Annotated in this window: 11 protein-coding genes; 6 read left to right on the top strand and 5 right to left on the bottom strand. The window is 34.2% G+C overall.

The features are described 5' to 3' along the window. The first annotated feature begins 48 nt into the window (after positions 1–48). From FJ213_11700 to FJ213_11675, 6 genes are all read left to right on the top strand, one after another. Positions 49–333 (top strand): hypothetical protein, encoded by a 285-nt coding sequence (locus FJ213_11700; protein ID MBM4176817.1) that lies wholly within the window; start codon positions 49–51, stop codon positions 331–333. Then, positions 326–871 carry a DUF4411 family protein gene (locus FJ213_11695; GenBank protein MBM4176816.1) on the top strand — a complete coding sequence of 182 codons (546 nt, stop codon included), beginning with the start codon at positions 326–328 and terminating at the stop codon, positions 869–871. Before FJ213_11700 ends, FJ213_11695 begins: the two co-directional genes overlap by 8 nt. A 118-nt stretch (positions 872–989) precedes the next feature. Beyond that, a complete protein-coding gene (locus FJ213_11690; protein ID MBM4176815.1) occupies positions 990–1610 on the top strand; it encodes a hypothetical protein in 621 nt (206 codons plus the stop codon). Positions 1611–1623: 13 nt separating this feature from the next. Further along, positions 1624–2976, top strand: a complete 1353-nt coding sequence (locus FJ213_11685) for a DeoR family transcriptional regulator (protein ID MBM4176814.1) — start codon at positions 1624–1626, stop codon at positions 2974–2976. A gap of 196 nt (positions 2977–3172) precedes the next feature. Then, positions 3173–4261, top strand: a complete 1089-nt coding sequence (locus tag FJ213_11680; GenBank protein ID MBM4176813.1) for a Fic family protein — start codon at positions 3173–3175, stop codon at positions 4259–4261. A gap of 165 nt (positions 4262–4426) precedes the next feature. Further along, positions 4427–4885, top strand: coding sequence for a DNA-binding protein (locus FJ213_11675; GenBank protein ID MBM4176812.1), 459 nt, complete (start codon positions 4427–4429; stop codon positions 4883–4885). A gap of 16 nt (positions 4886–4901) precedes the next feature. On the opposite strand, the gene FJ213_11670 is transcribed toward FJ213_11675, so the two are convergent. The 5 genes from FJ213_11670 to FJ213_11650 are packed head-to-tail and all read right to left on the bottom strand — an operon-like array spanning position 4902 to position 10036. Continuing rightward, the gene (locus tag FJ213_11670) at positions 4902–6029 is read right to left on the bottom strand and encodes an ABC transporter permease (protein ID MBM4176811.1); all 1128 of its coding nucleotides are present in this window, start codon (positions 6027–6029) and stop codon (positions 4902–4904) included. Beyond that, on the bottom strand, positions 6026–7192 hold the full coding sequence (locus tag FJ213_11665) for an ABC transporter permease (protein MBM4176810.1): 1167 nt from the start codon (positions 7190–7192) through the stop codon (positions 6026–6028). Before FJ213_11665 ends, FJ213_11670 begins: the two co-directional genes overlap by 4 nt. Next, positions 7192–8133, bottom strand: coding sequence for an ABC transporter ATP-binding protein (locus FJ213_11660; GenBank protein ID MBM4176809.1), 942 nt, complete (start codon positions 8131–8133; stop codon positions 7192–7194). Before FJ213_11660 ends, FJ213_11665 begins: the two co-directional genes overlap by 1 nt. Beyond that, entirely contained in the window at positions 8123–9043 is a 921-nt protein-coding gene (locus FJ213_11655; protein MBM4176808.1) for an ABC transporter ATP-binding protein, read from the bottom strand. Before FJ213_11655 ends, FJ213_11660 begins: the two co-directional genes overlap by 11 nt. 33 nt (positions 9044–9076) lie before the next feature. Beyond that, positions 9077–10036, bottom strand: a complete 960-nt coding sequence (locus FJ213_11650; GenBank protein MBM4176807.1) for an HlyD family efflux transporter periplasmic adaptor subunit — start codon at positions 10034–10036, stop codon at positions 9077–9079. Positions 10037–10520: the final 484 nt, after the last annotated feature.

Here is a 10520-nt window from a genome sequence, read left to right as displayed (position 1 = left end):
AAGGAATGGACCAGTAAAGATTTGACAGAAATAGGAAATAGTTTCTTTGTGGGTCGCTTAGTAATATTAAGAAAGCTATATGACCTTGAATTGACAACAAAGAAATATTATGAAGAGAAATTGAAATCGTGGAATAAACCTACCTTTGGAAGATCAAAAGAATCTGAAGGAAGAAATATTCCTAAAGAGATAGTTAAAGAGCGAGGTATAACATTTATAAGCTTAGCTTTTACTGCATATGAACAAAATAAAATCAACCTGAAAGAATTATCCGATTATTTGGGTGCAAAGCTTACATACATACCTAAAATAAAAGAACTATTGTATGGTTGATTTGATGAGTGCGGATTTATTTAGTAAAACCGCTTATGTAATTGACACAAGTGCACTTATAAATCTTCAAGAAAAGTTTGACTATGAAAATCCGGTCTTCAAGGCAATCTGGGAAGAGATAGAAGATTTAATATTAAGCGACAACTTCATTACAATTGATTTTGTTGAGAAAGAAATAATTGATGATTATCTCGGTCCAAAAGACTTTCTGATAAAGTGGATCAAACGATTTAAGAGAAAGAGAAAGTTTATTAAAAAAGTTGATGAAGCAGTAATTAATGAGACTATTCCGATAGTCAATGCTGAATACAATTCTGGTTTTCTAAATCAAAAGAAACTTGCTGATGGTAAAAACGAGGCAGATCCATATTTAATTGCCTATTGTAAGGTGCACGGTTTTAAATTAATTTCTGATGAGAAGAAATTTGTTTCGAATAAAATTCCCGAAGTCGCTAAGAAGAATGGTGTTCAATGCATCAATCTTAATGAATTCTTTGAGGAACGTGGATTGAAAATGGTTAGAAAAAATGGAAATTAATTTGTTTGTATTGTTCTTCGGATTTAAGGAAGAGGAGTTAGATTTTATAATTAACTATGATATTAAGTACCGTATGGGCAAAGATTCCGCCACAGCGGATCAATTAGAGGAAGAATAAATGTATCTCTCCAAATTTCAAAAGGAAATTGTTAGGAAAATCTCAAATGAAGAAATAAAAACGGTTATTGATTTCTTATTAATATTTAAGTTGGTTCTATCTAATGTAACGCCTAAAAAATCTGTTAAGGTTGGAGATACTAGTATTGAAGAAGGAGAGGCAGATTTTTTTGTTGATTCTATACACTACAAAATATTAAATCGACATGAAACCTATACGAAGCTAATTGATTTCAGAAAGGTTATTAATCTACTTTCAAAAGAAGAATTGATTGACATAAGCTTATTATCAAATATAACTTTCGGATATGTTGCTTATACAAATTATGCGAATGATATTATCAATCTTTTATATTCTTCCCGAAATACGTTCATTGTTATTTATAATGAGATTAAAAAATTTGAAAAAAATTTCTTAACTCCACAAGAGCGCAATCAAAGAAGACAATTATGGATTCCAATTATAGTTGCAATTGCAACTGTTATATTAAGTGCAATTATAAATTATTTTATTTATACTAAAGAGCGGGAAGTATTTATTAAAAATGTAAATGCTTTTCAAGATACTGTTAAAGTAAAAATAATTGACAAAAGTGATACAACTAAAAAATCTATTGAATAAATGATTGTAAACTATGTCTGAAAACCAAAACATGGAATATAAACCAAGCTGGCGGGATGATTACTTAAAAACAGTTTGTGCGCTTGCAAATACTAGAGGCGGCACTTTATTTATCGGCAAGGATGATAATGGAACACCTATTGACTTACCTGATTATAATAGGTTAATGGAAGACATACCGAACAAAATTAGAAATCATCTTGGTATAACAGCAGAAGTCAAACTGCAAGAGTTAAATCAAATTCATTTCATAGAAATATTTATTCAACCTTATACTGTTGCAATCTCATACCACGGTAAATATTATATCAGAGTAGGTACTACAACCACAGAATTAACGGGAAATTCTTTAACCGAATTTCTTCTGCGCAAATCCGGTCAAACATGGGATAACGTTATTGAAGAAAGAGCAACTTTGGAAGATATTGATCCGGGCAGTGTTTCAATATTTCTTGAAGTTGCAAAAAGAGCTAATAGATTACCGGAGACTGAAGGATTAACCAAAATTGAGTTACTTCAAAAATTACGTCTTGCAGAAGGTGAAAAGTTAAAACGTGCAGCAATAATTCTTTTCGGTAAAGATCCGGGAAAATTTTATCCTAACATATCAGTTAAGATTGGTCGCTTTGGTAAAGATGATTCTGATCTTAAATATCAAGAGGTAGAGGAAGGAAACATCATAAAGTTAATACAAGAGGTTCCTAACCAGCTAAATAGAAAGTTCTTTACAAAGCCGATTGCATTTGAAGGAATGCAACGAATTGAAAAAGGTGAGTATCCTGTTGCTGCTTTAAGAGAAATGCTTTTGAATGCGCTCGTTCATAGAAATTATTTGGGTTCTACAATTCAAATTAGAATGTATGAAGATAAATTTAGCATTTGGAACGAAGGAACACTCCCAGAAGGATTAACATTCGAAGCATTGAAAAGACAACATCCTTCTCGTCCTAGAAATCCCATAATTGCAGATGTATGTTTTAAAGGCGGTTATATTGAAGCTTGGGGAAGCGGAACATTAAGAATAATTAATTCGTGTAAAGAAGCATTCTTACCAGAACCTGAATTTATAGAAATAGACGGCGGAGTTAGAGTTACAGTTTTCAAAGATTTTTTAACTGAAGAGCAACTTAAAAAGTTAGGATTGAATGAGAGGCAGATAAAAGCAGTGATGTATGTAAAGGAAAATGGATCCATATCAAACAATGAATATCAAATGCTTTGTGGAGTTTCGGAAAGAACGGCTACGAGAGATTTAACCGAATTAGTTGCTTTAAATGTTTTGCAACAAATTGGTAAAACTGGAAAGGGTACAAAATATATTCTAAGCCGTCATAAAGACGCCAAAGACGCCACAAAGACGACCTGAAGACGCCATATGTCTTGTGTTTATTGGGTATGCTTAATTGAAAATGGGTAAATGATTAAAAGGGTTCAAAACGAATCAATTGCATCATAATTTTGATGTCTCATGAAAGAAGAAATGGATTTTATTATTAATTATGATATAAAGTGCCGCATGGGAAAAGATTCCGCCACAGCGGATAAATTAGAGGAAGTGTGATATGACATTCAATCCAAACAAACCATACAATGATTTACCTTTACTTCCACCCCAAGTAGACATTGACACAAAAGCGGTTCTTAAAAAAGCTATTGCTGCAAACCGCGCGCTTGCAGAGCTTAAAGGAGCATCGCGGCTTCTCCCGAATCAAAATATTCTTATAAATACTCTTGCCCTTGAAGAAGCCAGAGACAGTTCTGCGATAGAGAATATAGTAACAACATGTGATAAGCTTTTCAGAGCACTGGCAATTGATCCAAGAAAAATAGATTCAACAACAAAAGAAGTATTGAACTATCGTAAGGCATTGTGGCTTGGGTTTAGTGAAGTTCAAAAAAAGGGATTTATCTCTGCAAATATTATCACCGAAATTCAGAAAGAATTAATCTTTAACAATGCGGGCATAAGAAAATTATCTGGGACTGTTCTTGAAAATGAATTGACTAAAGAAATTATATATACACCGCCTCTCGGTGAATCAGTTATTCGCAGTCTGTTAAAAAATTTAGAAGATTACCTTAACTCAGATTCAAATGACGATCCACTCATCAAGATGGCGGTCATTCATTACCAGTTTGAGTCCATTCATCCGTTCTATGATGGCAATGGACGCACTGGACGGATTATTAACGTCCTCTACCTTGCAATGAACAATCTAATTGACTTGCCAATTTTATATCTAAGCGGTTATATCATAAAAAATAAAAATAATTATTACAATTATTTAAGAGAAGTAACTTATAAACGAAATTGGGAAGATTGGATTCTTTATATGCTTGATGCGGTCGAAGTAACTGCCACCGAGACTACTAAAAAAGTGAATAAGATTAAAACTCTCATAGATGAAACAGTTCAAGAGGTTCAGTCTAAATTACCAAAGATTTATTCTAAAGAGCTAATTGAATTAATATTTCACCAAGTTTATTGTAATATAAATTTCCTTGTAGAGAATAAAATTGCTTTGCGAAAGACGGCATCAAAATATCTTAATGCCTTAGTTTCTATCGATATCCTTAAACCCGAAAAAATTGGTAAGGAAGTGATCTTTCTAAATAGAAAGCTCTATAAACTCTTTAAGGATAGGAAATAGTTATGTACCCATTGGGTACACGTTCATTTTTATATGTACCCATTATGTGTATTTTTGCTCATAAAAAAATAGACGCTCCCTTTTGCTAAAAAGAATGAATCAAAGACATTTATAACGATTATTTAATTAAGCTGAACATATCTATGTATCGAATTACTGTCAGTTATGAATTATCTCGGCAATAAAGAAATATTAAACAACCACAAAATCGGTTTCCTATGTTCCCGCAAAGTTCCGGCTGACAGTATCCTTAAAACCTATGATTGGGCAATAAAGCAAAGAGACGAAGGTAAATGCATCATTTCAGGCTTTCATTCAAAAATAGAAAAGGACGTCTTTGAAATTTTATTGAAAGGGAAACAGCCGATTATTTTAATTCTTGCACGGAGTATCATGAAGCGTTGGACACAAGAAATTATTCATGCATTGGAGCGAAACAGATTATTAATTATCTCCCCGTTCGATAGCTCTATCAAACGAATTACTACAGAAACTGCAGCAAAAAGAAACGAATTGCTTATTACATTAGCTGATGAAATTTTTATTCCATATCAAGCAAACGACGGCATAGTACAAAAGGTTATTTCTGCAATAGCCAATCAAAAAATAATAACTTACCTTTAATTTACTTTTGATTAAATTACTCCAACCTCTTATGAAACCTCAAAAGACTTAGTACAAAGATCACGATACCAATAACAAACATTATCAGCATCTCATCCCAAATTTCTGAAATACCAACGCCTTTTAAGAACAAGCTTCTTAAAATTATCAAAAAATATTTTAGCGGAATAAAATGGGTTGTGAATTGAATTATCTCGGGCATATTTTCAATTGGAAATGTAAATCCAGAAAGGTATATAAATGGAAGCATCACAATGAATACTGACATCATCATCGCCTGCTGCTGTGTACGGGAAATAGTTGAGACGAACATTCCAAGTCCGAGTGTCGAAAACAAAAATGGAATGCAGCTCAAAAGGAGCAGAAAGAAATTTCCTTTTAATGGAACATTGAAAAGCAAAATGCCAGCCGTTACTACGATTATTACATCAATGAACCCGATGATGATGAACGGAACGAGCTTACCGACAATTAACTCCCACGATTTTATTGGAGTTACGATTAATTGTTCGAGCGTTCCTATTTCTTTTTCTTTCACAATTGCCATTGCCGTTAGCAATACTGTCATCAGCGTTAGCAGAAGTCCAATTACTCCTGGGACAAAATATTTCGCACTTATCAGCTCGGGATTGAACCAGACTCTTGTTTCAGGTATAACTCTTGCAAAATTCAATTCATAGCCAGATTTATCTTTAAACTCAATGAGTATTTTTTGATTGTAATTGACTACAATGCTCGACGTATAGCTCATGCTGATATTAGCAGAGTTCGCATCGGCTCCGTCGAGTAATACTTGAATTTTTGTCAACGCTCCTCTTGAAATGTTGTGCGAAAAATTCTTTGGAATTACGATTACAATATTTGCAAGCGATTTATCGAGGTAATAATCAACTTCTTCAATATTCTCTATAAAGTACTCTATATTAAAATAGCCGCTTGATTCAAATGATTGATAAAATTCTCTGCTCATTTGTGAGCTGTCAAGATCGCAAATCACAAGTGAAATATTTTTCACATCGAAAGTTACTGCATAGCCAATTATGATAAGCTGAAGTATGGGCGCAACAAAAATTATCGGCAGCATTCGAGGATCGCGTTTTAACTGAAGAAATTCTTTCTTCAAAAAATCAATTATCGTTCTCATTCCAACCCTTTTTTCTTAAGTATGATTACGGAAGCTAAAAATATCATAAAAAGAAAAATGAGCATATATACCATTTGCTCCCAAAGGTAGGAGAATCCAACTCCCTTTAAAATAATTCCGCGCAGCGCAGTTAAATAATATTTTGCTGGAATGATATAACTGATGTATTGGAGAATCACCGGCATACTCTTTAATGGAAAAATAAAACCTGAAAAAACAAGTGTTGGAAGAAGTGTAATAATCACTGAAATAAAAAATGCAACCTGCTGGCTGGAAGAAACTACCGAAACTAAAATACCAACACCTAGTGCAGTAAAAAGAAAAACAATTGTATAAATCAAAAGGAGAACAAGACTTCCTTTAACATTGACACCGAAAAAAATCCAGCCTGTAATTAAAACTAATATCGCTGCGAACAACGCAATCACACCCGGCGCTGAAAGTTTACCAATAACGAGTTCATACATCCTTATTGGCGAGACAATGATTTGTTCAACCGTATTCCTTTCTTTTTCTCTGACCATTGAGAGTGCTGTAGCAATAACCGCCATTATCATTAGAATGAAAGCTATCAATCCTGGTACAAAGAAGTTGGCTGTTTTCAATTCGGGATTATACCAGACTCTTGGTACAAGCTCAATGTTTGCAAATGGCAATTCACCGGAATTTTTTTCTTTTACTTTTTTTAGATTGAAGGTATTCGAATAATAATTAATATATCCAATGATGCTTGATGCTGTGTTCGATTCGCTCCCATCGATAATAACTTGGCATTGAACATTTTCATTCTTAAGAATCTTCTTGTCGAAATCAATCGGCAATATAAAAGCAACTTTCGCATTTCCGTTGTTTATGAGATGTTCGACCTCTTCATAGCTGCTCACATTCTTAATGATATCAAAGTACTCGTTGTTAGTAACCGATTGAATGAAATCACGGCTCAAGCTTGATTTCGCTTGATCCCAAATAATTGTTGGAACATGTTTAACATCGAGATTAAGTGCATAGCCGAATAAAAGCAGCATGAACATAGGCACAAATGTAAATACAAGAAGACTGCGTCTATCCCTAATGAACTGTATGAATTCTTTTTTTGCAATTGGAGCAATTCTTCCAAAGCTTGCTGCAATTTTTTGAAATAATTTCGAGTTAAATAATTGCATTAAATTCTTGATGCGCTTTTGTCTTCAATAATGCTGATAAATACATCCTCGAGTGAGGGAGTAATTTTTTCAACACTTTTAATTTCGGATTTAATATTGCTTGCGTATTTGTTAATAATAATTTTTGGTTCGATTCCAAATCGAAAACTTGCGTGTATGCTGCTGCCAAATAAAGTAACGTCATAAACCGAATCTTCTTTTTGAAGTGATTCCATTAGTTCAATTGGCTTATCTGTATCGATTCGATAAAGCTCCGTTTGAAACTGATTTTTTAATGCATGGGGTGAACCTTGTGCGACAATCCTTCCTTCATGAATCAACCCGAGAGATGTACAGTGTTCTGCTTCATCAAGAAAATGAGTTGTAACGAAAATCGTTATTCCATCGGAGGCAAGTTCATAAATCAAATCCCAAAAATCTCTGCGTGAAATTGGATCAACGCCTGCAGTCGGTTCATCTAAAAAAACAATTTTGGGATTATGAAGAAGTGCACAAGCGAGTGCAAGCCGCTGTTTCCAGCCGGTCGCAAGATTTCGAGCTTGAACGTTTTTCTTGCCTGTTAATCTCGAAATTTCAAGTGCTCGTTTCTTAGCATCGACTCGTAAGTTATTATTTAACTTATATGCACCTGAGAAAAAATCTATGTTTTCTTCAACTGTCAGTTCTGCGTAAAGCGAAAACTTTTGAGACATGTAGCCTATGTTTTCTTTTATTTTTTCCGGTTGAGTGATAATGTCAAATCCCGCTACTAAACCATGACCTGAAGCCGGCGGCAAAATTCCGCACAGCATTCTGATTGTTGTAGTTTTTCCTGCTCCATTCGACCCGAGAAATCCAAAAATCTCACCACGTTTAACGTCGAATGTAACATCGTTCACCGAAACAAAATTGCCGAACTTTTTAGTAAGATGTGAAGTCGTTATCGCTAAATTATTGTTCATTTGTTTTTGTCAGAATGTGAATAAAAACATTTTCAAGCGAGGGTAGAATTTTTCTGTAGTTGACGATATTGTAACCTTGCGAGGTAATATCCACAATTATTTTTTCAATCGATATGTTTGCTAACAGGTTCAACCGATCGCCAAACATTTGAATCTCCATTTCTGGGAATTTATTCTTCAGATGCATATAGATTTCTCTGATAGGACTGCATACAATCTCAAAGACGTTTTCTTTAATAACTTCTTTTATGTTCATTGGTGTATCTTGAATCAGAGTTTTTCCTTTATTAATTAATGCGACTTTGGTGCATCTTTCAGTTTCGTCCAAATAAGGAGTTGAGATAACGACTGTAATACCTTGTTTTAGAAGAGCAGATAAGATCCCCCAAAAATCTCTGCGCGAGACAGGATCAACTCCGTTTGTTGGTTCATCAAGAAAAATTATTTTAGGCGAGTGAATTAGAGTTGAAGCGAGTGCAAGTTTCTGCCGCATTCCACCGGAAAGTTTATCAGCCAATCTATTTCTGAAAGGGGTTAATCTTGTAAATTGAAGAAGTTCTTCTTTTCTCTCGTGATATTTTTTCACTCCATGTATTTTCGCAAAGAATTCAATGTTTTCGTCAATAGTCAAATCACCATAAAGTGAGAATTTTTGCGAGAGATAGCCGATTTCACGATTTATCAAATCTCTTTCGGTATCGATGTTGTAACCAAGAACTTTGACATTACCTGAATCTTTTTTTTCGACGCCAGAAAAAATTTTTATTGCAGTAGTTTTGCCAGCGCCATCGGGTCCAACAATTCCAAAAAGCTCTCCTTCCCTAACTGAAAGTTCGAAATCATCAAGTGCAGTTACTTGATTAAATGACTTCTTAAGGTTCTTAACAGATAATACTTCCTGCTTGTTCAATGTCACTAATTTTAATTTTTACAATTTCATATTTCATTTTATTAAGACGTCGCACTGCATACCTTGTTTTAAGAGCAAGTCATCGTTGTTGATTGAAACTTTCACAGCATATACTAGCTTCACTCTTTCTTCTTTTGTCTGAATATTTTTTGGAGTGAATTCAGCTTCGGGTGAGATGTACGAGACCCGGCCTTTGAATTGACGATCTTTGAACGAATCAACTTTAATAATGACTTCTTGATTCAAATGGATTTTACCAAGATCAATTTCGTTAATGAATATTTTTGTCCAAACATTTTGCAAATCGACTACACGAGTTAGAACAGCACCTGTATTTACGATTTCTCCTTTTTCATAATTCATTAAGGTTGAAAAACCGTTAATCGGCGATTTGATTATCGCATCGCTGATTCTTTTATCAGTTGCATCAACGGCAGCATTTGCCTGCTCAACAGCAGCCTTCGCAGCATTGATTTCCGATTGACGCGCACCCGTGACTGCTTTTTTCAAATTCTCCTTTGCTGCTGTAAATTGTGCTTCTGCGACTTCAACTCTAAGCTTCGCATCGTCAAATATTTTTTGCGAAACACTTTGTGATTTGAAAAGGTTTTCAGCTCTCTCAAAATCTTGTTTTGCATTGTCGTAATTCAACTGAGCTTGTTTAACAAATTCTTCAAGCTGGGCTTTATCTTCGGGTCTTGTCCCCTCAATTACTGTCTGATATTTTGCTTTTGCGAGGTTAAGCGCTGCAACTGCTTGTGCCTTTTGAATTTGAAGGTCGGAATCATCAATTAAAGCGATAACATCACCTGTGCTGACTTTTTCACCTTCTTTAATTTCAATATCAATCAATTCACCGGCAACTTTAGTTCGAATTTCGACTTCCGATGCTTCGATCGTCCCTGACGTTTCAATTTGATTAGAATCGTTTGAGTTCGAACAACCGAAGATGAGAAGTATAGTTAATATTAAGATTGGTCTTATGATCCGCATTTCAACTCCCGAATCTCAGTTATAAAGATTAACTGCATTAATCAATAAGTATTTAATGAAAGAGAAGCCTAGAATTTAATTTTCTCTAAACTTCATTGATTTAATTTTAATGATTTCTTGCTTTAGCATTTTATCTATTTCCATCAGTTTCTTAATCTCATCAATGTCAACGGCAGACTTCAATTGTGCTTGGTTTTTATAAATCTGTTTTTCTAAGTAATCTGATTTAAATTTCTTTATTAAATCTTCTGCTATTTTCCAATTTATTTCTGTGGTTGATTCTTCTGCAGGGTTGTAATTCCAAGATTTAGAGATTTTATATCTCTCAAAAACCAGTTCAGCTAAAAGATTTCGAATGTCTTCATCTTCAAGAATATTTAATAAATAATCTTCTTCAGGCTGATTCCCTCTTTCAAGCTCACGCTGGATGGCTTTAGCGATAATCTGAGTTTTTTCGTTTGTTAAATCTTCGGGCGGAATATGA

The sequence above is a fragment of the Ignavibacteria bacterium genome, assembly GCA_016873845.1.
Lineage (GTDB): Bacteria > Bacteroidota > Ignavibacteria > Ch128b > Ch128b > JAHJVF01.
This window is presented reverse-complemented; position numbering and strand designations above follow the sequence as displayed.

Coding starts and splice junctions, on each gene's coding strand:
- FJ213_11665 (MBM4176810.1), bottom strand. CDS start 7,192: ATGCAATTATTTAACTCGAAATTATTTCAAAAAATTGCAGCAAGCTTT.
- FJ213_11660 (MBM4176809.1), bottom strand. CDS start 8,133: ATGAACAATAATTTAGCGATAACGACTTCACATCTTACTAAAAAGTTC.
- FJ213_11690 (MBM4176815.1), top strand. CDS start 990: ATGTATCTCTCCAAATTTCAAAAGGAAATTGTTAGGAAAATCTCAAAT.
- FJ213_11675 (MBM4176812.1), top strand. CDS start 4,427: ATGAATTATCTCGGCAATAAAGAAATATTAAACAACCACAAAATCGGT.
- FJ213_11650 (MBM4176807.1), bottom strand. CDS start 10,036: ATGCGGATCATAAGACCAATCTTAATATTAACTATACTTCTCATCTTC.
- FJ213_11680 (MBM4176813.1), top strand. CDS start 3,173: ATGACATTCAATCCAAACAAACCATACAATGATTTACCTTTACTTCCA.
- FJ213_11695 (MBM4176816.1), top strand. CDS start 326: ATGGTTGATTTGATGAGTGCGGATTTATTTAGTAAAACCGCTTATGTA.
- FJ213_11670 (MBM4176811.1), bottom strand. CDS start 6,029: ATGAGAACGATAATTGATTTTTTGAAGAAAGAATTTCTTCAGTTAAAA.
- FJ213_11685 (MBM4176814.1), top strand. CDS start 1,624: ATGTCTGAAAACCAAAACATGGAATATAAACCAAGCTGGCGGGATGAT.